At 48.4% G+C, this 26,334-nt stretch carries 21 protein-coding genes; 11 read left to right on the forward strand and 10 right to left on the reverse strand.

Annotated elements, in window-relative coordinates:
- Window positions 1-3: 3 nt before the first annotated feature.
- Both Q1V74_RS02740 and Q1V74_RS02745 read right to left on the reverse strand, forming a co-directional pair.
- Window positions 4-1,080 (reverse strand): acyl-CoA dehydrogenase family protein, encoded by a 1,077-nt coding sequence (locus Q1V74_RS02740; RefSeq protein ID WP_300646964.1) that lies wholly within the window; start codon window positions 1,078-1,080, stop codon window positions 4-6.
- Window positions 1,065-1,625 (reverse strand): carboxymuconolactone decarboxylase family protein, encoded by a 561-nt coding sequence (locus Q1V74_RS02745; RefSeq protein WP_300646965.1) that lies wholly within the window; start codon window positions 1,623-1,625, stop codon window positions 1,065-1,067. The genes Q1V74_RS02740 and Q1V74_RS02745 overlap by 16 nt, the downstream gene beginning before the upstream one ends.
- A 119-nt stretch (window positions 1,626-1,744) precedes the next feature.
- Between Q1V74_RS02745 and Q1V74_RS02750 the strand changes: the two genes are divergently transcribed.
- Together Q1V74_RS02750 and nagB are read left to right on the forward strand one after the other, a co-directional pair.
- The gene (locus tag Q1V74_RS02750; RefSeq protein WP_300646967.1) at window positions 1,745-2,623 is read left to right on the forward strand and encodes an AraC family transcriptional regulator; all 879 of its coding nucleotides are present in this window, start codon (window positions 1,745-1,747) and stop codon (window positions 2,621-2,623) included.
- 126 nt (window positions 2,624-2,749) lie between these two features.
- A complete protein-coding gene (gene nagB, locus Q1V74_RS02755) occupies window positions 2,750-3,508 on the forward strand; it encodes a glucosamine-6-phosphate deaminase (protein WP_300646968.1) in 759 nt (252 codons plus the stop codon).
- 63 nt (window positions 3,509-3,571) lie between these two features.
- Here nagB and Q1V74_RS02760 read toward each other — a convergent pair whose 3' ends face one another.
- Together Q1V74_RS02760 and Q1V74_RS02765 are read right to left on the reverse strand one after the other, a co-directional pair.
- The gene (locus Q1V74_RS02760) at window positions 3,572-4,147 is read right to left on the reverse strand and encodes a DJ-1/PfpI family protein (RefSeq protein ID WP_300646969.1); all 576 of its coding nucleotides are present in this window, start codon (window positions 4,145-4,147) and stop codon (window positions 3,572-3,574) included.
- 189 nt (window positions 4,148-4,336) lie between these two features.
- Window positions 4,337-6,361, reverse strand: coding sequence for a ligand-gated channel protein (locus Q1V74_RS02765; protein ID WP_300646970.1), 2,025 nt, complete (start codon window positions 6,359-6,361; stop codon window positions 4,337-4,339).
- 155 nt (window positions 6,362-6,516) lie between these two features.
- Between Q1V74_RS02765 and Q1V74_RS02770 the strand changes: the two genes are divergently transcribed.
- The 7 genes from Q1V74_RS02770 to Q1V74_RS02800 all read left to right on the forward strand — a co-directional run bounded on the left by Q1V74_RS02770 (window position 6,517) and on the right by Q1V74_RS02800 (window position 19,549).
- Window positions 6,517-11,994 (forward strand): alpha-2-macroglobulin family protein, encoded by a 5,478-nt coding sequence (locus Q1V74_RS02770; protein WP_300646971.1) that lies wholly within the window; start codon window positions 6,517-6,519, stop codon window positions 11,992-11,994.
- Window positions 11,995-12,010: 16 nt separating this feature from the next.
- Window positions 12,011-14,098: a penicillin-binding protein 1C gene (pbpC, locus tag Q1V74_RS02775; protein WP_300646972.1), complete on the forward strand. Its 2,088-nt coding sequence runs from the start codon at window positions 12,011-12,013 to the stop codon at window positions 14,096-14,098.
- A 102-nt stretch (window positions 14,099-14,200) separates the two neighbouring features.
- Window positions 14,201-14,764, forward strand: coding sequence for a hypothetical protein (locus Q1V74_RS02780; RefSeq protein WP_300646973.1), 564 nt, complete (start codon window positions 14,201-14,203; stop codon window positions 14,762-14,764).
- Window positions 14,765-14,861: 97 nt separating this feature from the next.
- Window positions 14,862-16,157, forward strand: coding sequence for an aspartate carbamoyltransferase (locus tag Q1V74_RS02785; protein WP_260649536.1), 1,296 nt, complete (start codon window positions 14,862-14,864; stop codon window positions 16,155-16,157).
- Between the two features lie 111 nt (window positions 16,158-16,268).
- Complete coding sequence (locus tag Q1V74_RS02790; protein WP_300646979.1) at window positions 16,269-17,435, forward strand: nitronate monooxygenase family protein; 1,167 nt, start codon at window positions 16,269-16,271, stop codon at window positions 17,433-17,435.
- A gap of 203 nt (window positions 17,436-17,638) precedes the next feature.
- Window positions 17,639-18,046, forward strand: coding sequence for a tripartite tricarboxylate transporter TctB family protein (locus tag Q1V74_RS02795; RefSeq protein WP_300646980.1), 408 nt, complete (start codon window positions 17,639-17,641; stop codon window positions 18,044-18,046).
- A gap of 3 nt (window positions 18,047-18,049) precedes the next feature.
- Complete coding sequence (locus tag Q1V74_RS02800) at window positions 18,050-19,549, forward strand: tripartite tricarboxylate transporter permease (RefSeq protein ID WP_300646974.1); 1,500 nt, start codon at window positions 18,050-18,052, stop codon at window positions 19,547-19,549.
- A gap of 53 nt (window positions 19,550-19,602) precedes the next feature.
- Here Q1V74_RS02800 and Q1V74_RS02805 read toward each other — a convergent pair whose 3' ends face one another.
- Window positions 19,603-20,154: a hypothetical protein gene (locus Q1V74_RS02805; RefSeq protein WP_300646975.1), complete on the reverse strand. Its 552-nt coding sequence runs from the start codon at window positions 20,152-20,154 to the stop codon at window positions 19,603-19,605.
- Between the two features lie 12 nt (window positions 20,155-20,166).
- Complete coding sequence (locus tag Q1V74_RS02810) at window positions 20,167-20,556, reverse strand: NUDIX domain-containing protein (protein WP_300646976.1); 390 nt, start codon at window positions 20,554-20,556, stop codon at window positions 20,167-20,169.
- 106 nt (window positions 20,557-20,662) lie between these two features.
- Between Q1V74_RS02810 and argG the strand changes: the two genes are divergently transcribed.
- Complete coding sequence (gene argG, locus Q1V74_RS02815; protein ID WP_300646977.1) at window positions 20,663-22,000, forward strand: argininosuccinate synthase; 1,338 nt, start codon at window positions 20,663-20,665, stop codon at window positions 21,998-22,000.
- Window positions 22,001-22,058: 58 nt separating this feature from the next.
- On the opposite strand, the gene Q1V74_RS02820 is transcribed toward argG, so the two are convergent.
- Entirely contained in the window at window positions 22,059-22,955 is an 897-nt protein-coding gene (locus Q1V74_RS02820) for an AEC family transporter (RefSeq protein ID WP_260649543.1), read from the reverse strand.
- Window positions 22,956-23,060: 105 nt separating this feature from the next.
- Entirely contained in the window at window positions 23,061-23,993 is a 933-nt protein-coding gene (gene argF, locus Q1V74_RS02825) for an ornithine carbamoyltransferase (RefSeq protein ID WP_260649545.1), read from the reverse strand.
- A gap of 248 nt (window positions 23,994-24,241) precedes the next feature.
- Between argF and Q1V74_RS02830 the strand changes: the two genes are divergently transcribed.
- Window positions 24,242-24,526 (forward strand): DUF3579 domain-containing protein, encoded by a 285-nt coding sequence (locus tag Q1V74_RS02830; RefSeq protein ID WP_260649546.1) that lies wholly within the window; start codon window positions 24,242-24,244, stop codon window positions 24,524-24,526.
- 156 nt (window positions 24,527-24,682) lie between these two features.
- Here the strand turns inward: Q1V74_RS02830 and rpsT are convergent, their stop codons facing one another.
- Window positions 24,683-24,949, reverse strand: coding sequence for a 30S ribosomal protein S20 (gene rpsT, locus Q1V74_RS02835; RefSeq protein WP_260649547.1), 267 nt, complete (start codon window positions 24,947-24,949; stop codon window positions 24,683-24,685).
- A gap of 50 nt (window positions 24,950-24,999) precedes the next feature.
- A partial coding sequence (gene murJ, locus Q1V74_RS02840; RefSeq protein ID WP_300646978.1) for a murein biosynthesis integral membrane protein MurJ occupies window positions 25,000-26,334 on the reverse strand: 1,335 nt, incomplete at its 5' end.

The following is a 26,334-nucleotide window of genomic DNA, read 5'->3' on the forward strand; positions in this document are numbered from 1 at the left end:
GATTTATGCCGTAGCAAAGGTAAAAGGGGTTTGTAGCTGTTGCCGCAGCTGTTGTACGGTGGGAGATACCAGTGGCAAAAATAAGGCTTCTCGAACACGGCGTAGCGTGTGTTCGCGCTTGCCTTGAAGATAGCTGGCGCCACCTTCGGTATACAGCTCTAATAAGCAGGCTTCTTGACATAAACGCGCGATTTCAATGCGTAACGCGAATAGCTCTGTAGGCTGCTGTAGAAACACACCGTTTAGACAGCCGGTAATAATGTGACTCTGGGTAGTAACAAGCTTATGTTGTAGATCTTGGGCCTGAGTAGCGTGAGCCGTATTTAAACGTGGGTGTGCAAGCACTTGCTCTAGGCTTTGTAAGGCGACTCCCGTGGATAACGCACACTGGAAAGCTAAAAAAGGAGGACGCACTTGCTGAATAAATTCGGCCGCTTGGTCTGCGAGCAGGCGGTCTGTGCCAACGTGGCAGGATTGGATGTGTATGCTTGCTGTATTACTACCCTGTAAGCAATGTAAATCTAAATCGGCTTGACGGTGTAGCCCTTTATCATCACTTTGCAATAGGAAAATAGCAGGGGCTTGCTGGGGACGTTGTGCCGCTACGGCGACCACAAAGCCATCGTTATCGACATTGCTTACCCAAGGTAAAAAGCCATTGAGCTCCCAACCATCAGCTGTTGGTGTCGCATGGACTTGTAGGTCTTCTACACCACTTAAAAACTTAATTGCGTTAGATAACCCAGTGGCTCCAGTTAATTGACCTGATAATAGTTCAGGTAGATATTGAGCTGTGGCTGGGCGGCTAGGGTCTAAGAGTAAGTAGCTGATAAAGCAGCGCTGTGCCCAATAAGCAAAAGCAGCGCTTAAGGAATATTTTGCCACGGCGGTGATGGCCCACACTGCTTCTGCAAAATCGCTATGAGCTTGCCCGCCATAAGTGGCGGGTACTCCTAAGCCAAACAAATGGTGTTCAGCGAGCTTAGGAATAACGAGTGAAGCGTGATGATTGGATTGGTCGAGTGGCAAAGCATGTGCAGTAAGCCATTGTGCTAACTCGGGATTTAGTTGGTATGCCATGCGTAGTCCTCGAGTTGGCTGTTTAGCGGGGTGTGCGCTAAGTTATTGGCAAAATTACATATTGTTGCTAAACCTACTCCCGTGATGATTTCTAGTGCTTGCTGCGGACCATAGCCCTCGTCATAGAAAGCGTTGAGCACAGGATCACTGACTTTGGCGCGCGTGAGAATGATCTGCTCAGTGAATAAAGCCACAGCACGTAGACGGGGGTCGTTGATATCAGCAAAGCGGCGCTCGCGTAAGGCTTGAATATCTATTGGATCTAGCTTGGCTTTGTGCGTAGCGAGAGAAGTATGACCAGCGACACAAAATGTACAACCATGAGTGGTGCCTGCTACGAGCTGTACGACTTCTCGCTCTGCTAAAGACAAGGAGGCTTTGGCGTTTAAGGCAGAAAGGTCTTGGTAGGCTTGCAGAGCCACTGGAGCATTAGCGAGCACAGCGAGTAAATTTGATAAAAAGCCACTACTATTAATGGCTTTTTCTAGGTTAGACTGGATGGACGCATCGGCTTGTTCTAGCGTTAAAAGAGGAAGACGGGACATATCAACACCTGTTAGCTAAATAAGAAATATGTATAAATTGTGCTTTCTTGAGACCTAGCTAACAATGTGAGAGCGAAGCAGTTTTTCATGTTTTTGTGTCAACGGATTGCTATTTGCTTATGCGCTCGAACGATATAAACTTATTTTCTTATTCCCATCGATATCAGATATTACTACCGCTGTTGCAAGCCCAAAGTCATGTTTTTTATACAGGTGAGCATTGCGGGGATTGGCACTCTAGTCCTGCGGATGCGACACGCTGTGTTTTCCATTTGGTGATGACCGGGCAGTGTCGGTTACATGAGCCCGATCAACCCGAGGTTGTACTTCGAGATGGGCATGTTGTACTGTATTTGCAGCCACGATGGCATCAGTTACGAGGACATGCGGGGCAGAATGCTCACATGGTATGTGGTTATGTGGACTTTAAATGGCCATTGAGCCGATATGTATTGCAGCAGCTTCCGTCGCGAGTTATTTGTAGCGCGGAGCAAGAGCCAGCTTTACGTCACTTATTGGCGCTTATTCAGCTTGAGCAGCCGATGGCGGATACGTATATGCTCCAGCAGCTGTGTGATGTGTTATTAAGTTCTATTCTTAGACGCGAGCTATGTCAGCCTGTTGATGCCTTAAGCTATGGCTTGTTGAGTTTGGCTCAAGACCCGACATATGGGGTGGTACTGGATGCCGTATGGCAGCAACCGGAGCATGCTTGGCATGGGGAACAGCTTGCTCGGTTAGTTCATAGCTCCAAGGCGAGTTTTTATCGGCGCTTTAAGCGACTAACGGGCTTATCACCAACCCAGTTTGTAACGATGGTACGCTTATTTTGGGCAAAGCAGTATTTAGCAGAAGAGCTAAGTATCGAGGCCGTAGCAGAAAAAGTAGGGTATAGCTCTGCATCGGCATTAAGTCATGCTTTTAGGCGTGAGTTTGGTATTAATCCAGCACAATGGCGTTTACAAAGTCAGAAGGGGGGTTCTGAAAAAGAGGTTTAACGTAAAACAATTTTGTGATTTTACGAATTTTGTATACAAAAAATCACACCCCGTTATGAAATTTATATGATAATTTGAATCTAATAAGTCATAACGACATTTTTTATAGCGCTGACGGTTATTTTTATGTTTTTTTCTCTTCCCCATCCACAGGCAATTGCCGACTATGTCACAACCCGACTCATTCAATTAATTCAAAAAAAACCAAATGCTGTATTAGGCTTGGCAACGGGTAGTACGATGGAACCCATTTACGAGCAGTTTTGTCGTCAAGTGGCGAAGCAGGATGTGAATGTGTCTGAGCTGACAACATTTAACTTGGACGAATATATTGGGCTGGGGGCGGACCACCCTCAAAGCTATCATTATTATATGCGTCAGTATTTGTTTAATCGTTTGGCTTTTGCTCAGCACCGTACTTTTTTACCCGATGGTTTGTGTGGTGACTTACAAGAGCAATGTGAGCGCTACTCGCGTCTTATTCTCGAGGCGGGTGGTATTGATTTGCAACTATTGGGGATTGGTTCGAATGGGCATATTGGCTTTAATGAGCCAGGCACGCCTTTTGCTAGTCGTACACATGTGGTGGCGCTTTCGGAGCAAACCCGTATAGACAATGGTCGTTTTTTTGACTCGATGGATGAAGTTCCCACGCAAGCAATTACACTAGGGTTGCAAGATATTTTTGAGGCAAAAGAAATTGTATTAGTAGCCACGGGCACGAATAAAGCCCAAATTATGGCAGATCTTTATCATAGCCCTGTTGATGAGGCAATGCCGGCATCCATCGTAAAAGCGCATCCGCATGCCATGATTATTGTGGATGAAGCCGCTGCAGCATTGCTACCAGCTGGAGCATGTAAGCCTTTGCTGCAGCTAGCTTAGTCTTTAATGATCGTAAAAGTAGACCAAGTCCCAACGCCTCAGTAAGAGGGTTGGGGCATGAGCTTAGAGTGTAATCTGCGTACCAAGCAGGGCGAGAAACTGTTGAAGCCACGCGGGGTGAGCTGGCCAAGCGGGGGCGGTAACTAGATTGCCATCGGTGACGGCTTGATCAACGTTAATATCAGCATATTGTCCACCGGCTAGTTCGACATCCGGTTGGCATGCAGGGTAGGCGGAGCAAGTACGCCCCTTGAGCACATCGGCGGCGGCAAGCAGTTGTGCAGCGTGGCAAACAGCAGCTACCGGCTTATCTGTTTTGAAAAAATGTTGAATCATGTGGATGACTTCTTGGTTTAAGCGTAAAAATTCGGGACCGCGCCCACCGGGTAGTACCAAGGCATCGTAATCCTCCACCTGAATATCATCAAAGGTGGCTGTTAAGGTAAAAAAGTGCCCGCGTTTTTCTGAGTACGTTTGCTCCCCCTCAAAATCATGAATAGCAGTAATAATTTTATCGCCGCTTTTTTTGCCGGGACTGACGGCATCGACCTCATGACCTACAGCCAGTAGGGTTTGGTAGGGCACCATGGTTTCATAGTCTTCGCAATAATCCCCGCAAATCATTAAAATTTTAGCCATGCTTGTCTCCTGAAAAAATAAGTGACGTACTACGTGTAGGTGTTGACTCACCATAGCACTCTTTGATGATAAGCCGATGACGTAGTATTAAAAAGTTGTATTTTTTTGCAAACAAGGTAGCAAGAAGGTTCAAGGAGAACGGCTCCTAACCTGCATGGGTTAAGAGCCGTTCGATGGGTATACGTATGCTTAGAAGCCAATGGTCATTTGTGCCCAGTAGCGGCGGCCATCATACACGGCCCCGTAGTCCGAGTACTCCATGCGTTTATCAAAGATGTTGTATACGCCCAAACCAAAACGTGTATTTTTATTAAGCTGATAGCCCACGCCTAGATCGACAAAGGTAAAGGGTGGTGTGCCTTCACTCATCGAGGTGCGGCTTAAGTAATCAGAAGTACGACCACGGAAATTCACCCGGGTCCAGAGATTGAGCTGCTCGTCGTAATCCCAATCTAGCGTGCTATTAAACATATGCTTTGGCATTTTATTTAATGGGCGTCCTGCAAAGTCCCCACTTTTTTGCTTGGAGTGGGTAAACGTGTAATTGCTATTTAAACGTAGCTGATCCGTGATATCCCAAGTGGCGGTGGCTTCTACCCCACGCATAACAGCTTTATCGACGTTCACGCGGTCACTAATGAATTTATAACCGCGGTCACCGGGTAAAACATGGCAAGTCGGCAGACCATCGGGGTCTGTGCAACGACGCACCTCGGAGATTTTGTCTTTGAATTGCGTGTTAAACGCGGTCATACCAATATTTATGTTCTCTCGGTTATCCCAGATAAAGCCAATTTCTTGAGAAATACTTTTCTCGGGTTTGAGATTTGGGTTTCCTACGATGACGGCAGGCTCACCGCCCCCACCAGTGATTTGGCCCCAATCGGCGACAGCGGCACGCAGGCCAGGTGCTTTAAAGCCAGTTGAAACCCCTGCTTTAAAGGTAAACTGCTCGGTTGCATGCCAGACGCCGTATAAACGGGGAGTCCAGTGATTACCGTAGTTTTCATCATGGGTTAAACGAAGCCCGCCTGTAAGACTAAAATTAGGGTGTAACATCCACTCATCTTCGATAAAGGCCGCCCATTGATAACGCGATAGGTGACTGACCTCTGGTTTATATTGATTATTGGTGTCATCTAGCTTTTCTTTTAAATATTGCAGCCCAAAACTTAGCATATGGTGTTCAGCTGCTAGACTCCACTGTGTGTTGGCCTCTATGTTTTTGATGAACATATCACGACCTGGGTTTTTGGTGTCTTCTTGTTGAATGAAGCTTTCTGAACGTAATTGCCCCCAACGTCCGTAGTGGGTGAGACCATAGTGATTGCGCGAGTACTTGCTTTCGGAAATGCTATTCGGTGTGCAGCGGCCCCCTCGGCAAGATTCTGTGGCTGAGCTTTTGCCGGGGTGGCTGGTACGATCTTGTAGGGTGCGCCCGACCTCTGCGACGAGATCATGGTTTTGACTGGGACTAAGGGTGAATTTTACTGTGCCAGAGCGTGTGTCTTGTTTATTAAAGCCATTGATAAACTTATCTTCTTTGCGCAATGTTTTTTGGCCATAAATTTGCACGCCTAATAGGTCCTCTTTGATTGGACCGGCGACATAAAAATTGCCCTGATAGATATTGCCAGAATCGGAGTCCTCTTGGAAAGTGCCTTCGGTACGCAATGACCCTGTCCACTCATTGGCTATTTTACGTGTGATGATGTTGATGACGCCTCCCATGGCTTCGGAACCATATAACGAAGACATTGGCCCACGGACGACCTCAATACGCTCAATGGCTTGCATGGGGGGTAGCCATCCTTGCTCAATGCCAGAGCCGTCACTGTTTGGACGGGTTTCACGCGTATTTTGTCGTTTACCATCAACCAGAATCAAGGTATAGCCTGCAGCCATGCCTCGGATGCTGATGTCACTATTACTTCCGCCCCCCGTGATAACCACTCCAGGAACATCTTTTAAAGCGTCTGTTATATCTTTGTACGCTTTTTTCTGTAACTCCTCACGAGAGATCACACTAATCGAGGCGGGGGCATCTTCGATTTGCTGCTCAAAACCCGAGGCTGTGACCACCACATTTTGCAGTTGTGTCACACTGTTGTCGGTGCTTTGTGCAAAAGCGTAGGGGGTAAAAGCGAGCGCGACGCCGAAAGCACTCAAGCCAAGTCGATACTGTGAGCGTGGCGGCAAGGGAAGTTGTTGCATAGTTAACCTTAATCGTAATATTTAGTAGTAATGTTTTTGATAATGATAATTATTATCATTTGAATAATAGGATAAGTACCACAAAAAATAAAGTGCTCTGGGCCAAAATGGGGCACTTATAATAAGCAGATCAAATCAAGGGAAGTGAGGGGAGAATGCGTGGTCACCAATGGCTTTTAGGCTTGGGTTTGTGGATGATGATAGGGCTAGCTTATGCAGCGGTTTTGCAACACGTACAACCGGGGGTAGGTACGATTGATGAAGATCAGGCTTTTATTTTACATTTTGATCAGCCTGTTACCGCAGCTCAGCTGACGGAGCATAGTTATTGCCAAAGCAGTGCCTTAGGTGAACGTATACCTTTACAAGCTGTGCCTATGGAGCAAGCACAGGCGCTGCTTCAAGAGCAAAGTTACATGTATGAGGCAGATCGGGCAGATCAATTCTTGGTGATGCAGTGTGCCCAACGTTTGGCGTCGGGCTCTGAGCTTGTTTTGCAGCTGCGTGATCAGAGACAACGTAGCCTGGTACCCAAAGTGTTTTATGGTGACCAGCCTGGTCTGCATTTTCAAGTACGGGGGCCATTACGGGTGCAGCTGTGGTGCGACAAAACGCGTAGCACAGCGGATTGTAATCCTTTACGCCCGCTGCGGCTCCAGTTTTCAGCACCTGTTCCAACAGCGTTTTTAACTGCCTTACGCTTACGTGCGAAAGATGGGCAGCAGATAGCACCTGTACCTTTTTCAGAGCCGGTAGCCTGGAGTGATAGTGTGGAATTCCCAGCTACCTATAAGGAGCTTGCTACGTTTGTTTGGGATATGCCAGCAACAGGAGCTGGGGTGCGTGATGATGCGCAGCGTGCTTTATCCAATCCAGATTTTTTTCAACTGCCGGTCAAAACGGCGGCGATGCCTCCTTTGCTTAAGTTCGCTTATGAGGGCATGGGAGTCATAGAGCGATTTGCAGAGCGTCCTCCTACCTCAGAGCCTGAGCCAGCCTTGGTTCCTGTTGCGATTCGAGGGGTAGATGCGGCTATTTTTACTCAGCAAAATCAGGCGACGGCTGGGCAGTTGCGTTATTTGCATTTGACCCAGGCACAGGACATGCTGCAATGGTACGCGCGTTTACAGCGCGTGGGCGACTATGCTCTCTCAGAGAATCAACTTGAGGCCGCATGGCGTTTACAAGGGTGGCAAGAGGCGTCTCATGGCGCGGCGCTTAGCCCTGCAAGCCGCTCAATTTTTACGGTAACACAAACAGAAACACAACAAATAACGTTGCCAGCACCACCTGCATTGGCAGAAAAAGAGACTGAGTTAATCGGTGTGCCTTTAAGTGCGCCGGGGTTTTATGTGCTAGAAGCACAGTCTTCGCGCTTAGGTGAGGCTTATTTGAGTGATCACGAAGCGATGTATGTACGCAGTGCCGTATTGCTGACTAATTTAGCTGTACATAGCAAAATGGCCAATGGGCAGTTGCGAGTGTGGGTGACGCGTTTAGATAACGCCCAACCCGTCGCCCAAGCTCAAATTATGGTACTTGACGGTATAGGGAATACAGTGGCCCAAGGGGTAACGGACGATTCCGGACAATGGGCGTGGGAAGAGGCAACAGAAGCGAACTATTATGAGCAAACTGGGTTAGATGGTTATTTTATCAGTGCAGCGATAGGGGCGAATCATGCTGATGCCTATGGGCAAGCCGATCAAAGTTTTGTGATGACCTCATGGGATAGGGGGCTTGAGGCGTGGCGTTTTCAGTTGCCTTATTACTATGCAGGGGGCAATGCGGCCGAAGTAGCCCATACGGTGGTCGACCGACCGCTATTTTTAGCTGGGGAAACGGCGCACTTTAAGCATTATTGGCGTGGACAGCCAGCTCAAGACTTATCTGCGTTCTTACCTGAAATGCGCTTGCGTCATGTAGGGAGTGGAGCAGAGTTTATTCAACCTTTGCATTGGCAGCAATCTTCTACTGGGGCATGGTACGCAGAAAATACGCAAATTTTGACGGCGTCCATGCTATTAGGAACTTATGAGGTCTGGTTACAGGGGGAACAAGCCGCTTTTCAAACGGCCTCCTTACGTGTAGAGGCGTTTAAGCGCCCTTATATAGATGGTCGACTAGCGCTTACGTCTATGCAGCCAGCGCAACCCTTGCTAGTTGGAGAAAGTGAGACGGTACTTGATGCACAGTTGCATTACATAGCAGGAGGGGTGGCAGCGTATCTTCCCTTACAAGTAAGTGCTTTGTTACATCCTTTGGTGCCAGATTTTGCGGGCTATGAGGAGTATGATTTTAATCCTGTTCTGGGCTCACCACGGCCACAAGCCTTATTAGATAAAAAGCCATTGTTTTTGGACCATCAAGGTAGTGCACAGATGGCACTCACTTTGCCTGCGGTATCCTCCCCGCAGTCGTTAGTTATGAGCGCAGAGTTCAGGGATCCAAGCGGTCAAATCCAAACACTCACCCAGCAGCAACGCATTTGGCCGTCACAGGTGGTGGTTGGCGTACGGCATGCTTACTGGGAAGAGTCAAACACAGCTCATGTTCATGGCGTAGTATTAAGCCCTAGCGGCCAAACGGTTGCAAATCAACCCATCACCATTTCGGCACAAAGACAATCTTTTTATACAACCCGACAACGCATGGTGGGCGGGTTTTATCGTTATGAGCATCATGAGCAACGCGAATCGTTAGGACAAGTGTGTCAAACACAAAGTGATGGCGAGGGCCGATGGCAATGTGTGATTCATGTACCACAAGGTGGGCAGCTCATATTACATAGCCAAAGTCTGGATGCGGAGCAGCGACCCTATACGGCAGAGACCCAGCTATGGTTAGGGGATAGAGCACCAGCTGCACTGGGCGCCAATCATGATCGCATGGACATATTAGCAGATAAAAAATCTGCGCAACCGGGTGATACCGTTCGCTTTCAGGTGCAGATGCCTTTTGAACAGGCCTCCGCATGGGTGGCGGTAGAGCGTGATCGCATTTTACATACGCAGTGGGTAAGCTTGACGCGAGAGCAGCCTTATTTTGACTTAACCGTGGAACCGTCATGGGGCCCCAACGTGTATGTGTCTGTGCTAGCGGTACGGGGGCGTCAGTACGCTGTGTCGTGGCGAGATCTGATACAAGGGGACTGGAAAACGCCGTTGCAGTGGTTTCAACGATATAAAAGTGCGGCAAAGCAATTGCCGACGACAACGGTGGACTTAGCTAAACCCAGCTTTAGGTATGGGGTGACGCGTTTAGCGGTGGCAAATCATGCCCATACGCTCCAAGTCAGCTTACAGCCTGAGCAGTCTATTTATAGGGTGGGGCAAACTGCTCGCTTTCGTGTGCAAGCACAACTGCCCTCTGGTGAGCCCGCAGCGAACGCTTCAGTATTGTTAGTGGGTGTAGATCAAGCACTTTTAGCATTAAGAAAAAATACAACGTGGGATTTGTTAGGGGCTATGTATCCCGAAGTGGGCTATGGAGTCCGAACAGCGACAATGCAGTCAGAAGTTGTGGGGCGACGTCATTACGGGCGCAAAGCTATCCCAGCGGGTGGTGGGGGCGGGCAAGCACCAACTCGTCAAATTTTGGATAGCTTGTTAGTGTGGCGCAGTGATGTGACGTTAGATGATCAAGGGCAAGCCATCATAGAGGTACCTCTGAATCAGAGCTTAACGCAATTTGAGATTGTGGCATTAGTGGATACGGGTGGGGATGTATTTGGAGCAGCGCGTACACAAATTCAAACCCACCAGCCGATACAGATATTGTCAGCGTTACCACAGCAGATCCGTGCAGGTGATACCTTTGCCGCCGAGTTTACATTACGCAATCGTGAGCCTGTAGATAAAGTCATACGCGTACAAATCGAGGCTTATCTTGAGGGGGATACTCCTTGGGTGCAGACAGAACAAGTCTTAACAGTGGCAGCTCAGTCTAGTCATTCTTTTTCCGAATCAGTGCAGTTGCCCGCTGATATGGAGGCGAATCAAGGGCAGATTCACTGGAAAATCATCGCTGATGAAGAGCAGAGCCAAGTTCGCATGGATGCATTAGAGCTGACGCAGCATTGGCAAGCGGCTGTGCCCGTACGGCAGCAGCAAGTGCTTTGGCAGCGGCTGTTACCGCAGCAGTCACAACGCTTACAGGTGTCGAGACCAGCACAAGCGCTAACGGATGCAGCAGGGGTAACACGAGGACAAGTAGTCTTAGCTTTGTACCCTTCTTTAGCAGAGCAACAAGGTGCCCGTGATTGGTTTAAAGCCCATTCTTATTCTTCTTTTGAGCAGCAGATATCGGCAGCGGTGGCTTTGCAGGACGAGATGGCCTGGCAACAGTTGATGCAAGCCCTACCATCCTATTTAGACGAGGAGGGGTTAGTACGCTATTTTCCTAACCCTTATTTGGCAGGTAGTGCAGAGTTAACAGCTTATTTATTACAGCTGAATGCTAAACAGTCCTCGGGATTAGCTTTGCCGCCGGCTGTGGCCTCACAGCTTGTTGATGCATTGTGGCGGTATGTTCAAGGGCAGTCCAGACAACAACCCCAGCAAGTCAAAGAGCGGGTCGCTATTTATATGGCAGCCGTCAATGCTCTGGCAGCTTATGATCGGGTTCAGCGCGAGATGCTTGATGTGTTAGCGTTACCAGTGCAGCAGTGGCTTAGCTCAGCGTTGATTGATGGGCTGGAGTTATTACAACATCCACGTATGGAGGGAGCCAGCATCAAGATAGAATCCATTCAAGCGGAATTACAAAAACGCTTGTTACAGCGGGGCTCTTTATGGACTTTTGGGCCAAACCAGAGAGACTATATGCCTTCTTTGATGATGTCTGCGGTGACAAATCAAGCTCGTTTGATTTTAGCTGTAATGGATTTACCTCAGTGGCAGGATTATTTACCTGGGCTTATGCATGGACTTCTGGCGCAGCAGCAACAGGGACATTGGGGCACGGCACCAGAGAACAGTTGGGCGCTATTAGCATTGGCGCGTTTGGATCAGCAAGAGTGGGCGGATGGCTTCACCTTAGTGCAACAAGACCATGCAGAGCAGCGAGTGGATTGGGCAGAGCATTCAAGTCCTTATGTGCAGTCATGGTCGTGGGCTCAGCAGGGAGCAGTCACAGTGTTGCATCAGGGCTCCGGCCCGATTTGGGCAAAACTCAGTGCCGAGGCAGCGGTGCCCATTAGTGTGCCTGTAATGCAAGGCGTACAACTGCGTCGAGTCGTCACTCCCCTACAGCAAGCACAGGCTGGACGTTGGCAGGTGGGGGATCGTTATCGTGTGGAGATAGAAATCGAAACCGATCAAGCACAGGGTTGGACAGTGCTGGAGGATCCGATTCCTGCTGCTGCGATGGTGACAGCGAGCGGTGGCGGTCTTTTGGAGCAAGATGACTTCGCCGCCTCGCTAGCTCTACCTAGTTATGAGGAGCGGTTAGCGGGAAGCTATCGTGCTTATTTCGATTCCTTGCCCGTCGGTGTGAGCCGCATACGTTATGAGGTGCAGCTTAATACCGCGGGTGTGTTTGTGTTGCCGGCGACAGAGCTACGTGTTTTATACGATGCATCTGTACAGGCGCAACTACCGTTAACACCGATACAGGTTTATGCGCAGCCTTAGTCGTTTGTTTTTGATCATGAGTTTGCTGGTCGCTTGGACGGCGGCATGGGGGGAGCCTTTCCCTTCGTTTGAGCAGGTTCAGCAACAAACCCAATCGTCTGATCAGATAATTTTGGACCGTTCGGGACAGTTATTGCAGCGGCAACGAACCCAGTGGTTATGGCAGCGGGGGGACTGGCTACGTTTAGATCAAATCTCTCCGGCATTGTTACGCTTGCTGCTGCATGCCGAGGACCAGCGTTTTTATGAGCATGCGGGCGTTGACTGGTATGCCGTGTTGGGCTCGGCGTGGTCATCGCTGTGGGGGCAGCGTTTACGTGGTACTTCCACACTTAGTATGCAGCTGGTGGACTTATTGGGGTTAGGATCAGGGCGTCGTAATGGGCCACGCTCTTTGACGGCTAAGTGGGAGCAGGCGCGGTTAGCACAACAGCTGGAAAAGCGTTGGACTAAAGCCCAGATTTTAGAGGCGTATGTGAATTTAGCTCCCTTTAAAGGGGAGCTCGTTGGTGTGGATGCGATGGCTCGAGTCCTATGGCAAAAAGAGGCGAGGGCATTGAATTACGCGGAATCGGCCCTAGCGGTAGCGATGCTTCCAAGTCCTAATGCCTCATTGAGCGTATTAAAAGCGCGCAGTTGTGTTTTATGGCGAGGGGTGCAGCCCCAGGCGGATTGCGAGGCTTATGCGTGGTCGTATCAACAGGCACTGGCGCGTAGTGGGCAGCCCGCATGGGGAAACCCGCAATTAGCACCACACTGGGGGCGCTGGGTTGGGTCTTTAATCAAAACGCCGATTGTTAAAAGCAGTATAGATAAAACAACACAGCAGCAAGTACAAGCGCTCATACACAAGCATCTTTTAGACTTGCGTCATAGCCATGTTCGTGATGCGGCTGTGGTGGTATTGGAAAATATATCGGGGCACGTGGTGGCCTATGTAGGGGCCAGTGCGGTGTCGACGGCTTCCCAGTATGATCATGTGCAAGCATTACGACAGGCTGGATCTACATTAAAACCTTTTTTGTATGCATTGGCTTTTGCACAAAAGCGGATAACTCCCGCTTCGTTGTTAGCGGATACGGCTGCGCAGTTTTCTACTCCCTATGGGTTATATATTCCTCAAAACTATGATGAGCAGTTTATGGGCTGGATCTCTGCTCGAGTGGCTTTAGCCAGCTCGTTAAATATTCCAGCCGTTCGAGTCTTAGCGCAGGTAGAGGTGGCCTCTTTTCAGCGGCTCTTGCAGCAAATGGGGTTTTCTTTGCCCTATGCTGAAGATTATTATGGGCTTGGGTTGGCTCTAGGTGGCGTGGAGGTCAGTTTATGGCAATTGAGCCAAGCCTATCGGGCTTTGGCCAATAATGGGCAGTGGACGCCCGCTTGTTTACAAGCCGATGGGTGTGCCCACCAAGCGAAGCCTTTGTTGCCAGCTACAGCCACATGGCTTGTTCAGCATATTTTATCGGATAATATGGCGCGGGCTTTAACCTTTGGTCTAGATAGTCCATTGCATACTCCATTTTGGAGTGCTGTGAAAACAGGAACATCTAAAGATATGCGGGATAACTGGGCAGTAGGTTTTAGCCAGCATTATACAGTAGGCGTGTGGGTGGGAAATACGGATGGGTCGGCAATGCACGATGTCTCTGGTGTGAGTGGGGCCGCGCCGATTTGGCATGAGGTTATGCAGTGGCTACATCGAGATGTAGCCAGTGAGCCACCAGCTATGCCTGCTGGCGTTATATGCCAAACCATACAATATCGTCATCATGATGAGCCTTCACGGCAGGAGTGTTTTTTGCAGGGCACCCAGCAGGCGGTGATTGAGAGTGTAATGACAGCGACACCTCCTCGTATTAGCGCCCCTACAGCACGCGCACATTACGCGTGGGACCCGGATATTCCTGTGACACAGCAGCAGATTCGATTCGAAGCAAAAGGGGTGGAGGCTTTACCTATTGTTTGGCGGATCAATAAACACGTGGTTAGCCGTGCTGCTATTTTTTATTGGCAACCTAATCAATTTGGTCGGTTGCAGATTGATTTACTTCATGCGGATACACTTCAAATATTGGATACAATTTTTATCTCTATACAAGAATGATTTAATATAGCTTAACAATGTAAACAGCAAAGGCCGTGGAGCTTCTTGTTGGTTGCTGTTAAACTTTTTTTATTATGATTTCTATAAATGAGGATGGTGTTTATGCCTAAATTAAAAACATTAAGTCGCTTATTGGTTCCGGTAGCGCTCATGGCGCTGGCAGCTTGTCAGACTCCACATCAGCCCGGAAGCTCTACAGCGTCTACAGCACCAGCGACCACGCAAACAGATCCTGCTGCAGGGGTAGATGCTTCGGTACAGGCTCCCGAAGCCCAAACAATGGCACCTTTGATGATTTTTTTGGCAGATACCAAGCCTCAAGCGGATTGGGCAGAAATCCAGCTTGATGAAAGCAATACACTGTATATGGAGCCCGATCCATTTCTTACTCGCAATGATTTGAGCAGTGTTGAAGCCGGTACGGCAGAAACAGGCGAGGGTTTGTTGGCTTTAACGCTTAACGAGACCGCGACCCAGCGTTTAACGACTATTACCCAGCAGAACCCAGGCAAACGGTTGGCTTTGGTGGTAGATGGGACCTTACTAGCGATCCCGGGTTATTCAGAGCCCATCACTGAAGGACGTTTAATCTTCATGGTTGGTAGCAAAGAAAATGCAGTAACGGCTGCCCAAATTATTGCTGGGCAAAACGCAGAGCCTATGTAATATTGTTGTTTTTATGCGTAAAGCATAAAAAAATACCTGTTGGGCTGCAGCTAGGGTTAAAATATACGCATTGCGTATAGTTTGAATGGAAATCCCTATGTCTGTCTCCCAACAGGTTTTTTTGCGCGACGCTATGCGTCGCTTAAATTTGACCCGCGATGTTTTTGCTGCTCGCATTGGGGTTAAACGTCGTGCCTTGGATACGTGGCTATTGCCCGAGGGCTCGCAAGAGTTTCGTGGTATGCCCGAGGTTGTCCAGCGTTTTGTGACCGAAATCGTCGAAAACGAATCATTGCTCGCTAAATATGCCCAAAATTCGCAAACGGGGCCTTTGCGTGACCGTATCGCTATTAATGGCAAACATCAACTGCTCTCAGTAGAGCAGTTTACTCGCGACTCCGTCGAGGAGTTAGTACGTATCGCCGATATGATGCAACCGATTGCGCGTCGGCAAAAAGTCTCGCGGGTACTAGAGGGAGCGGTTTTAGGTAATTTATTTTTTGAGGCCAGTACACGTACGCGGGTAAGCTTTGGAGCCGCCTTTTGCCGCTTGGGTGGCTCAGTGTGTGATACCACTGGTTTTACCTTTTCCTCTATGGCTAAAGGTGAGTCAATTTACGATACCAGCCGTGTCATGAGTGGTTATGTGGATGCTATGGTAATACGCCATCCAGAGCAGGGGTCGGTTGCTGAGTTTGCTGCCGCTACAAATATCCCTGTAGTGAATGGGGGGGATGGGGCTGGGGAACACCCTAGCCAAGCATTATTGGATCTTTATACAATTCTGACCGAGTTTTCTCGCTTGGGTAAATTGCTTGATGGCGCGCATATTGCAATCACAGGGGACCTAAAATACGGGCGCACGGTGCATTCGCTTATGAAAATGTTGGCGCTCTATAAAGGCTTAAAATTCACCTTGGTTTCTCCGCCTGGGTTGGAAATGCCGACTGAGATCATTGAGCATGTCGCAGCACGCGGCAATCATGTGATTGAGCAAACGCACTCGATGGCTGAAGGATTAAAGGGTGCGGATGTGATCTATGCCACCCGTGTACAAAAAGAACGTTTCAATGATGAGCAGCTAGAAGGCTACAGTGCCGACTTTCAAATTAACAAAGCGCTTATTGATACTTATGCTAAAGAGGATGTGATCATCATGCATCCTTTGCCGCGAGATAGCCGGGCCGGCTCACATGATCTGAGTGTGGATTTGAATCACGATCCACGTTTAGCGATTTTCCGCCAAGCCGATAATGGTATTCCCGTGCGAATGGCTATTTTTGCTGTTTTGCTTGGTGTGGAAAATCTAGTGCAACACTCCATGCGTGACGTGACCTGGAGCCCGCCGTCGCATATTGGGCCAGAAGACGCAGTATTTCACGGCATGTATTGATTCTTACCTTTGCACTTAAATGCAGCGACCTTGATACACATTAAGGTCGCTGTTTTTATTTGGGGGCATAGTAGTGGGGTCGGCGTCTATGCCAAATGGAAAAAGGAAACAATGGTGTTTGATGAAGTAACCCAACGCTTTTTGCTTAAAAATAAATCGCTTTTGCCCGTGGTGCAAGGGGGGATGGGGATAGGGATATCCGCGCATCGGCTTGCTGGTGCTGTAGCTAAACTGGGTGCCTTAGGGACTATATCTAGTGTGGATTTACGTCGCCACCATCCTGATTTGATGCAAAGCTGTAGCGAGCAGCCAACTAAAGCGCATATTAATGCGTGTAATCTGATCGCATTAGACCGTGAAATCAAAGCCGCGAAGACAATTGCTCAAGGGCAAGGCGCTATCGCAGTTAATATCATGAAAGCCGTCTCGGCTTACCCCGATTTTGTGCGTCAGTCGTGTGAAAGTGGAGCCGATGCGATTGTGGTGGGGGCTGGGCTGCCGTTGGATTTACCCGATCTGGCGGCAGATTACCCCGATGTCGCGCTGATTCCTATTTTGTCTGATGCTAGAGGTACACAGCTAGTACTGCGCAAATGGATGCGGAAAAATCGTCTACCGGACGCGATTGTGTTAGAAAATCCTAAATTTGCTGCGGGGCATTTGGGGTTGGCTGACACGAAAGACATGGATAAACCTAACTATCAATCCATTCAGGTCTTAGAGCAAACTCAAGAGGTCTTTGAAAAATTAGGCATTGCACCTATTCCTTTAATTGTTGCTGGGGGCATACACCAGCCTAAGCAAGTGCAGGCGTTGCTCGATGCAGGGGCAAGCGCTGTGCAACTAGGTAGTGCATTTGCGGTAACGCACGAAGGCGATGCGCATGACAATTTCAAAAAAGTCTTGGTCGAAGCCGAGCCAGAAGACATCGTGACCTTTATGAGTGTGGCTGGCTTACCGGCGCGTGCGGTGCGTACCCCATGGTTAGAGGCTTATTTGCATAAAGAGAATAAACTACAAGAGGTTGCCAAGGCACGTGACTGTTCAGAAGGTTTTGATTGCTTGGCATTTTGTGGTTTACGCGATGGAGTCGCCAAAAGCGGTCAGTTTTGCATTGATCGACAGCTGGCCTATGCCTTGGCAGGCGATATCGCCCGAGGGCTATTTTTTCGGGGCTCAGAGATTTTACCTTTAGGTAAAGCGATTGCTCCCGTAAAAGAGCTGATGGCTTATTTGCTTAGTGCATTAAGCCCTACAACGCCAGCAGCGGCCTCTTGATATATAACCGTCGCCATATTCAGCGGGAAAATTATTTTTGTTATCCTGTAGAACGGTTTACACTACTAGAATCCTAAACAGCCCGATATAATGATAGCTTTTTAGTTCATTGGGGCTGTTTTTGATTTTTTCCCCTTATTTGGAACCCTCTTTTGGCGATGAAGTTTGGCATCAATAAAAAGGAGCTGCCGCCCGCGCTCCTCATGCTGTTTATAGGCATGGCAACCGTTTTGGGCAGTTTAAATTATCAAATAGGCTCTTTGGCGCGTATGGGGCCGGGCTATTTTCCATTGCTCTTAGGAGCAGGGTTGATGTTGGTTGCCTTACTGATTGCGCTGAGCCCGCCAGAACCGCAGTCTGTCACGACCTCTTTTGTGCCCCAGTTTAGGGCTTGGTTTTTGGTTGTGGCATCTATTTTATTGTTTATTGCCTTAGGACAATACGGCGGGCTGATTCCTGCGACCTTTGTATTGGCTTTTGTAGCGACACTAGCAGATCAGAAAAATACATGGAAAACGGCGCTTGTGGTTGCCGTGGTACTGACCCTGATGGCGATCATTGTATTTTATTATGCATTGCAAATGCAGTTTCCTCTCCTGCGCTGGGGTTGATCCATGTTAGATAACATTATTCTTGGTTTTCAAACAGCGCTGTCGCTGCATAATTTGTTTTACTCCTTTATAGGGGTCTTTATTGGTAACTTGATTGGCGTCTTGCCGGGCATTGGTGCCCTGGCCGCCATATCTATGTTATTGCCTATCACCTATGGCTTAGACCCCGCTGGGGCGCTTATGATGTTAGCGGGGCTGTATTACGGTACAAGCTATGGGGGCGCCACCACGACAATTTTGCTCAACCTTCCGGGCACACCTACCCATGCCGTAGTGTGTTTGGATGGTCATCCTATGGCAAAGCAGGGGCGAGCAGGTTCTGCTTTATTGATGGCAATGATTGCTTCTTTTATCGGGGCTACCATCGGGATTATTCTCATGATGGCGTTTGGACCGCTATTAGTAGAGCTTTCCTTTAAATTTGGTCCTGCTGAATACTTCTCCTTAATGTTGTTAGGCTTATTGGCTGCGTCCACGCTTACCACAGGGGCCCCCTTAAAAGGTATTGCCATGGTGTTGGTGGGTTTGATCATGGGGGTGGTGGGCACTGATATTAATACGGGTGTAGCCCGCTTTACCTTTGGTATTCCTGAGCTGCAAGACGGTTTGGTGGTTGTAGCGGTGGCAATGGGGCTATTTGGTATTGCGGATGTGTTGTCTCATGCAAATCAACTGGGCACGGGCACAGCGGTTTCCAGCTCAAAAATTGGTTGGCGAGCCATGCGTCTACAAAAAGGCGAATTCAAACAGTCTGCACCGGCCATAGGGCGTGGTGCGGGGATTGGCGCTTTTTTTGGTGTACTACCGGGTACGGGTGGTTCCATCGCTTCTTTTATGTCTTATGCTGTGGAAAAACGATTTAGTCGTGAGCCTAAACGCTTTGGAAAAGGGGCGATAGAGGGGGTTGCGGGCCCCGAATCAGCGAATAGTTCCGCAGCACAAACGGCTTTTATCCCTACGCTAAGTCTAGGTATCCCTGGTGATGCCGTGATGGCGCTGATGCTGGGGGCGATGATGATTCATAATATTCAGCCAGGCCCACAGCTAATGGTAGAGCACCCTACTGTATTTTGGGGGTTAATTGCTAGTTTTTGGATTGGTAATTTGCTTTTGCTCTTTTTAAATATCCCTTTGGTGGGGATGTGGGTAAAGCTGCTTTCTGTGCCGTATCGTCTGATTTACCCGGCCGTTTTGTTCTTTATTTGTATTGGTGTCTATAGCGCGAACAATAACCTATTTGATGTCGGTATTGTATTGATTATTGGTTTATTTGGTTTTGTTGCGGCGCGCATGGGTTTTGAGCCCGCTCCTTTGTTATTAGGATTTGTGCTTGGTCCGATGATGGAAGAAAACTTCCGGCGTGCATTACTCTTATCGCGGGGGGATATGACTGTGTTTTTGACACGTCCTATTAGTGCAGTATGCATGACAGCGGTGTTTGCGATGCTGGCATTTGTCGCCTTTAAGCGACTTAAGCAGCGAGCCCGAGCGGTGGAGTCTTAAAACAGTATTGCGCAAAAAAATGCCTGCTTAATGCAGGCATTTTTTGTTGGCGCTTAAATTAAGCTCTGCTGTACCCCAACCAATGGGGCTTGCTCCTCAAGAAGCTTTTTAGCTTGCTCTTCGTCGATTTGAATGGAGGGATCGGCTAAAGAGGGCTGCTGAGGATCATTGATCTGTGCCTTGGCTTTATCCAGCGGAGAGGGGTCGTGTGCGGGTAGGTCGGTTTCAGTAGGAGCAGGGGCTGCTTGTGCCGCTGCTTTTTTTGCTTTGCTGACTTTGCTCGCTGTTTTTTTGGCTGCTTTTTTCACGGGTTTGTCGCTATGGCTTTGTTGCTCGGGTGCATAATGGGTGACATCAAAGCTGCCGGTGACAATGCCGACACGGCGTAATACCCCAAACGCTTGCGCGGGGTTTTTGAACATACGTGGTGAGCGACTGCGAGCCGTGACAAGAACAGCATGCTGGCCGGTACGAAGCTGGATTTGGATGAAAAAACCATTACCTTGGCCCTTTAGCGACACACCTGCTACGCCACCCGCCTGAGTTGCAGCGCGCAGTTGTTGTAAGGTAAAGCAGTGTGTGGTTTGGGTAATATGTGTGGTCATGCTCAGTGGAGCCTACATCAATAATGGAAGAATAAAATGCTCGGTGAGCGGAGCCAAAGGGAGCAAGTGGGCTTGACGTGGATCTTCCCAGCGTGCTTCTTCGATTTCCGCTGCAATATGAATAGAATTATGCCATGTTAACTGATAAATATGGGCATGTACGGTGTGATTTGGCTCATTGGCAGCGGGAGCATGAAATTCGCCATGATAAATTATCTGTTGTGGGTCTGGTTGGATTTGTAACTCTTCGTCTAGTTCTCGTAATAGTGCTTGCAATGGCGTTTCTCCAGCTTCAATTTTGCCACCTGCTTGCATAAAACGTTGGGTGTTTTTTTTACGAACGAGTAGCATTTTTTGATTGGCATCAGTAATAATGGCCGCGGCAATATGAATGTGAGACATGATGAATCGTTAATGTAAAGCCTTAGCATAACATTCTTTGCTGAAAGCCTTTGTAATGAGCGATATAATAGACCTATTATTTTTACATTGTGTATTTGGACTCATTATGACGACGACTATTCTAGAAAATATTCCAGTCAACCAAAAGGTTGGTATTGCTTTTTCTGGTGGCTTGGACACCAGTGCCGCGATTTTATGGATGCGCAACAAAGGTTCTATTCCGTATGCATACACGGCAAACTTGGGTCAGCCAGACGAGTCCGATTACGATGCCATTCCTAAAAAAGCGTTAGAGTACGGGGCAGAAAAAGCCCGTTTAATCGATTGTCGCCAGCAGCTTGCTGCAGAGGGTATTGCGGCTTTACAGTGTGGTGCGTTCCATATTACAACGGCTGGGGTGACCTACTTTAATACGACGCCTATTGGTCGTGCGGTAACGGGAACCATGCTCGTGGCGGCCATGAAAGAGGACGACGTTCATATTTGGGGCGATGGCAGCACATATAAAGGCAATGACATTGAGCGTTTTTACCGCTATGGCTTGCTCACAAACCCCCAGCTCAAAATCTATAAACCGTGGCTAGATCAGATGTTCATCGACGAGCTCGGCGGGCGTGCCGAAATGTCTGAGTACATGGAGAAATACGGCTTTGACTATAAAATGTCCGCTGAAAAAGCTTATTCCACGGACTCCAATATGCTAGGAGCAACACACGAAGCCAAAGACCTTGAGTTTTTAAATACTGGCATGCATATTGTGCAGCCGATTATGGGGGTAGCTTTTTGGCGTGATGATGTCCAAATCGAAAAAGAAACCGTCACAGTTCGCTTCGAAGAAGGGGTTCCTGTTGCGCTAAATGGGGTTGAATATCCTGATCAAGTTGAGCTCATGCTTGAGGCAAACCGCATCGGTGGACGCCATGGTTTGGGAATGAGCGATCAAATCGAAAACCGTATTATCGAAGCAAAGAGCCGCGGTATTTACGAAGCTCCCGGGATGGCTTTGTTGCATATTGCATACGAGCGTCTAGTGTCTGGGATTCATAACGAGGACACCATTGAGCAATATCGTATTAATGGCCTGCGTCTGGGGCGTTTGTTGTATCAGGGGCGCTGGTTTGATCCGCAGGCTATTATGCTGCGTGAGACCGCTCAGCGTTGGGTCGCACGTGCTATTACTGGCGAAGTCACTCTAGAGCTACGCCGTGGTAATGACTATTCAATTTTAAATACTGAATCGGCTAACTTAACCTATCGCCCAGAGCGCCTCACGATGGAAAAAGAAGGGGATGATACCTTCACCCCACGTGATCGTATTGGGCAGCTTACCATGCGTAATCTGGATATTATTGATACACGTGATAAGCTCTTTACTTATACGCAGGCTGGCTTATTAGCACCTGCCGAAGGGGCAGCTATTCCTCAATTAAAAAACCAGAAATAAGAAATTATTGTTTCATAAAAAGCCGCCTTAATAGGCGGCTTTTTGGTTTTTAAATGCATTAATATTGGATGAGTAGCCATAAGGGCATCGTAAAAGCTGCCAATAGAGTACACAGCGACATCGTTAGGGCAACCAAACGTCCATCTCCCCCCATACGTACAGCCAGCACATAGGTTGTAGAGGCCGTTGGCAGGCTGGCAAAAAGGAGCAGCATTTGTTGTTCTAGGGGGTTTAAAGGTATAAGCGCGTTTACCAGCAGAGCGGCTAGGGGACAGGCGATTAATTTTACAGTAACCATCCAGCCAACTACCTGTTGCGCTCCCTGTAGGGCGTGTAAGGAAAAAGAAGCACCTACACAAATCAACCCCATGGCGAGGGCACTTGCACCTAAGCGGGATAGGGTAACATCGAGCACAGCGGGCAGAGGCAACCCCATAAGATTCCAAAGTAACCCACTTAGCGTTCCTATAATAAGAGGATTTTTCGCTAATAATTTCAAAAATTGGCTGGATTGATGGTTGGCCAAACTTGAGACAGCCAATAGGTTGCCTAAAGGCACCGCCACCACGGCAATGACCGCCATAGCACTGAGTGCGGGCTCTCCTCCTAGTGCTCCCGCAATAGAAAAAGCCAAATAGGAATTAAATCGATAGGCGCATTGTGTGGTAGAGGCATGTTGCAGTCGGTTGGGTTTAAGCGCCGGTAGAGCGAGCCAAGCCAAGGCAGCGCCTATAAGTATAACGAGTGCGGTGCCTACTCCTAGTGTGGAAATTTGTGTAAGACTCAAATGGCTTTTGGCCATGGATGAAAATAACAAAGCAGGGAATAAGACGTAATAAACCAGCTTTTCGGCACCATTAAAAAATGATAGGGGTAAAAAGCGCCACCGTAATAAAAGTAGCCCTAATGCCATTAATAAAAAATCAGGCAATATAAGGAAAAAGGTAGCGAACATAATTACCCGCCTAAAAAGAGGTATGTCTTAGCTGCTTAACTGGATATTAAGCGAAAAAATACCCCAAGAGCGAATGCTGATGGGGTAGAGGGCAGTCAGTGGATGTTAGGTATCAAGCTTACCTAAGAGAAGAAATTCCATCAGGGCTTTTTGTACGTGCATACGATTTTCTGCTTCGTCCCAAACCACACTTTGGGGGCCATCAATGACTTCGGCGGTGACCTCTTCGCCACGGTGGGCAGGCAAGCAGTGCATAAAGAGGGCGTTAGGGTCAGCAACTGCCATCATGGCTTCGTTAACACACCAATTAGCAAAGGCTTGGCGACGCGCCTCGTTTTCGTCCTCGAAGCCCATGCTGGTCCATACGTCGGTAGTAACAAGATGGGCGCCTTTGCAGGCTTCCATGGGGTCATCGAACGCTTGTAGTACAGTGGCATCCGGGTTGCCAATGAGTGCTGGGTCGAGCCGGTAGCCCTCGGGGCTAGAGATGTGTAGTTTGAACCCTAGCATCTGTGCGGCTTGCAACCAGGTGTACGCCATGTTGTTGCCATCACCAATCCACGCTACTGTTTTACCCTCGATGGAGCCGTGGTGTTCCATGTAGGTGAAAATGTCGGCCAGAATTTGACAAGGGTGGTATTCGTTAGTGAGGCCATTAATGACCGGAACACGTGAGTATTCGGCAAAACGCTCAATGCGCTCTTGGCCAAAAGTGCGGATCATGACAATATCCACCATGCGTGAGATAACGCGAGCCGTGTCTTCGATAGGCTCGGAGCGCCCCAGTTGGGAGTCATTGGTTGTGAGGTGAATCACAGAGCCCCCCATTTGGTACATGCCCGCTTCGAAAGATACACGGGTGCGCGTACTGGCTTTTTCAAAGACCATGGCAAGAGTGCGGTCGTGTAAGGTTAGGTGGGGCTCGTAACGCTTGAAACGGTCTTTAATAAGGCGTGCGCGATCCAGTAAATAAAGCGTTTCGTCTTTAGATAAGTCGTTAAATTGTAAATAATGCCGTATCGGCGCCGTAGCGTTCATACTAAACCTTAGCAAAAAAATAATTAGCCAATTTTATATAATAGAGCAAAGTCCGATTTACGCCTAGTCATAATAGGTTGTGTTGATCGTATTGATTCACTATATGGGCAGACGCTAAATAGGATACAATGGTGTTTGTGGTGTTTTACGGTAGGTAGTAGGTTATTTTGTCGTCAGCGCAAGGCGCTTGTTATCACCCAGACCAAGCGCTACATTGTATTGGCGGCAGGTGTCAATATTGGAATTTTATGACTGCAAAGCTTGTAATACATGGCACAACCACTTCTGGACAGCGTTTTCGGCCTAGTGATTGGGCAGAGCGCTTAGCGGGGGTGATGTCTCAATTTAGACCCGAGGGTTCTGTTGGTGGCCCGTTTACATATTCCCCTTATGTGGTGCCAAGACTAATTGATGGTGTGCGTTGTGTGGTGGTTGATCCTAAACTGCGCGAATTAGAGCCTTTGGCTTGGAAGTTTGTTTGTGGGTTTGCTAAAGACAATAACCTGCAGACTTCTGGAATGGATATGGATTAGTGCACTATTTGTTTATGTATTAAAAGCCCGCTATGGGCTTTTTTAGTATACGCGCTTTAATCTGCTGTGTTAGGACTAAAAAAGGGTGCTTTAAGCACCCTTTTTGTCATGGATCTAGGTGATCCAAGCTGACTCGGCCAATTAAACCTAGCCGGTTTAGGAAGCCATCGCCTTGATGGCGGAGGCTAGGCGGCTTTTGTGGCGAGCAGCCTTGTTTTTGTGAATGATGTTTTTGTCGGCAACGCGATCAATAACGCTGGAAGCTTTTTTGAAGACTTCGTTCGCAGCGGCTTGGTCACCGGCTTCGATAGCTTGGCGTACGCGCTTGATGGATGTACGCATCATGGAGCGCATGCTTGCGTTGTGTTTGTTACGCGCATCTGCTTGACGGGCGCGTTTACGTGCTTGTGCTGAATTAGCCATATTTAAAAAATCAAGTAAAAGGTTTAATTGGCAAAGACTAATACTATATATTAGGGGCGCGCCTTTGTAAAGTCACGCAGTCTAAAGCCAAATAAAATAAGCATAAATCCGTAGCTTAGTGCGCAAATACCGACGGTAAGTAAGAGGTATAAGGCACGTTGCCACGGCACGTGTGCTAGGGCGACCCAATCGATATGATGGTCTGCCACAAGCAAGATAGAGGTCATCACGGCAAGCGCGGGGATAAGTCGTAGTATAAACCGCAACCAGCCCGATTGGGGGCGGTAAATGTGGCGTTTATGCAATAAATATAATAAGCATAGTGCATTAATGCTGGCACCAAGCCCAATCGACAAGGCTAGGCCGGCGTGCGCATAGCGTGGTACAAAAATCACATTAAAGAGCTGCGTTAAGATTAACACCATAATAGCAATGCGCACGGGGGTTTTTATGTCTTGGCGAGCATAAAAAGCTGGCGCTAGGATTTTAATGGCTAATAGGGCCAGCAAACCCACGGCATAAGCCATGACGGCGAGCTTGGTTTGCGCGACGTCCTCGGCATTAAAAGCACCGTAGTGAAATAACGTGGCTACCAGACCATCTGCTAATAAAGCTAGTCCAAGAGCTGCAGGTATACCTAGCATGATGACTAAGCGCAGCCCCCAGTCAAGTAGAGTCTGGTATTGCTCATACTGTTTTTTAGCATAAGCTGCAGATAGCTTTGGGAGTAATACTGTACCTAGCGCCACGCCTAGCAATGCAGTAGGAAACTCCATCAGTCGATCAGCAAAAGAAAGCCAGGTCACACTTCCGGCTTGTAGCCAGGTCGCAATGTTTGTGTTAATTAATAGGGAGATTTGGGCTACAGAGACGCCTAGAATAGCTGGCAGCATTTGTTTGACCACACGCTTTACTAATGGGTCTGTCCATGCTTGTATCACCCGAAAAGAATACCGTGGCATGAGCCCGAGGCGCGCCAAAGCCATCCATTGCACACTAAGTTGAGCAATGCCACCTATTATTACGCCAACGGCTAAAGCGTAAATAGGAGGGTCAAAATAAGGTGCAGCAAAAACACTGGCCAATATCATGGAAATATTGAGCAGAATCGGAGTAAAAGCCGGTATGGCGAAACGACTCCAGGTGTTTAGAATCCCCGAGGCTAAGGCGACTAAAGACATACAGAGGATGTAAGGAAACATAGTCCTTGTCATCCAGATAGCGGCGTGAAATTCCGTTTGTTTATCGGCGGCAGTCATACCGCTGGCCATTGCACTGACGACCCAAGGGGCAGCGATCATGCCTAAAGCCGTGATCAGCATGAGCACACTGGTCAGAGCAAGTGCTACGCGATCTAGCAGTTGTCTGACGTCTTTATCTGTGCC

It is taken from the genome of Paenalcaligenes sp. (assembly GCF_030152715.1).
Taxonomy (GTDB): domain Bacteria; phylum Pseudomonadota; class Gammaproteobacteria; order Burkholderiales; family Burkholderiaceae_B; genus Paenalcaligenes; species Paenalcaligenes hermetiae.

Bases quoted from the DNA above. Each gene is read 5' to 3' on its own strand.
- Q1V74_RS02740 (WP_300646964.1), bottom strand. From the start codon at position 1,080: ATGGCATACCAACTAAATCCCGAGTTAGCACAATGGCTTACTGCACAT.
- Q1V74_RS02745 (WP_300646965.1), bottom strand. From the start codon at position 1,625: ATGTCCCGTCTTCCTCTTTTAACGCTAGAACAAGCCGATGCGTCCATC.
- Q1V74_RS02750 (WP_300646967.1), top strand. From the start codon at position 1,745: ATGCGCTCGAACGATATAAACTTATTTTCTTATTCCCATCGATATCAG.
- nagB (WP_300646968.1), top strand. From the start codon at position 2,750: ATGTTTTTTTCTCTTCCCCATCCACAGGCAATTGCCGACTATGTCACA.
- Q1V74_RS02760 (WP_300646969.1), bottom strand. From the start codon at position 4,147: ATGGCTAAAATTTTAATGATTTGCGGGGATTATTGCGAAGACTATGAA.
- Q1V74_RS02765 (WP_300646970.1), bottom strand. From the start codon at position 6,361: ATGCAACAACTTCCCTTGCCGCCACGCTCACAGTATCGACTTGGCTTG.
- Q1V74_RS02770 (WP_300646971.1), top strand. From the start codon at position 6,517: ATGCGTGGTCACCAATGGCTTTTAGGCTTGGGTTTGTGGATGATGATA.
- pbpC (WP_300646972.1), top strand. From the start codon at position 12,011: ATGAGTTTGCTGGTCGCTTGGACGGCGGCATGGGGGGAGCCTTTCCCT.
- Q1V74_RS02780 (WP_300646973.1), top strand. From the start codon at position 14,201: ATGCCTAAATTAAAAACATTAAGTCGCTTATTGGTTCCGGTAGCGCTC.
- Q1V74_RS02785 (WP_260649536.1), top strand. From the start codon at position 14,862: ATGTCTGTCTCCCAACAGGTTTTTTTGCGCGACGCTATGCGTCGCTTA.
- Q1V74_RS02790 (WP_300646979.1), top strand. From the start codon at position 16,269: ATGGTGTTTGATGAAGTAACCCAACGCTTTTTGCTTAAAAATAAATCG.
- Q1V74_RS02795 (WP_300646980.1), top strand. From the start codon at position 17,639: ATGCTGTTTATAGGCATGGCAACCGTTTTGGGCAGTTTAAATTATCAA.
- Q1V74_RS02800 (WP_300646974.1), top strand. From the start codon at position 18,050: ATGTTAGATAACATTATTCTTGGTTTTCAAACAGCGCTGTCGCTGCAT.
- Q1V74_RS02805 (WP_300646975.1), bottom strand. From the start codon at position 20,154: ATGACCACACATATTACCCAAACCACACACTGCTTTACCTTACAACAA.
- Q1V74_RS02810 (WP_300646976.1), bottom strand. From the start codon at position 20,556: ATGTCTCACATTCATATTGCCGCGGCCATTATTACTGATGCCAATCAA.
- argG (WP_300646977.1), top strand. From the start codon at position 20,663: ATGACGACGACTATTCTAGAAAATATTCCAGTCAACCAAAAGGTTGGT.
- Q1V74_RS02820 (WP_260649543.1), bottom strand. From the start codon at position 22,955: ATGTTCGCTACCTTTTTCCTTATATTGCCTGATTTTTTATTAATGGCA.
- argF (WP_260649545.1), bottom strand. From the start codon at position 23,993: ATGAACGCTACGGCGCCGATACGGCATTATTTACAATTTAACGACTTA.
- Q1V74_RS02830 (WP_260649546.1), top strand. From the start codon at position 24,242: ATGACTGCAAAGCTTGTAATACATGGCACAACCACTTCTGGACAGCGT.
- rpsT (WP_260649547.1), bottom strand. From the start codon at position 24,949: ATGGCTAATTCAGCACAAGCACGTAAACGCGCCCGTCAAGCAGATGCG.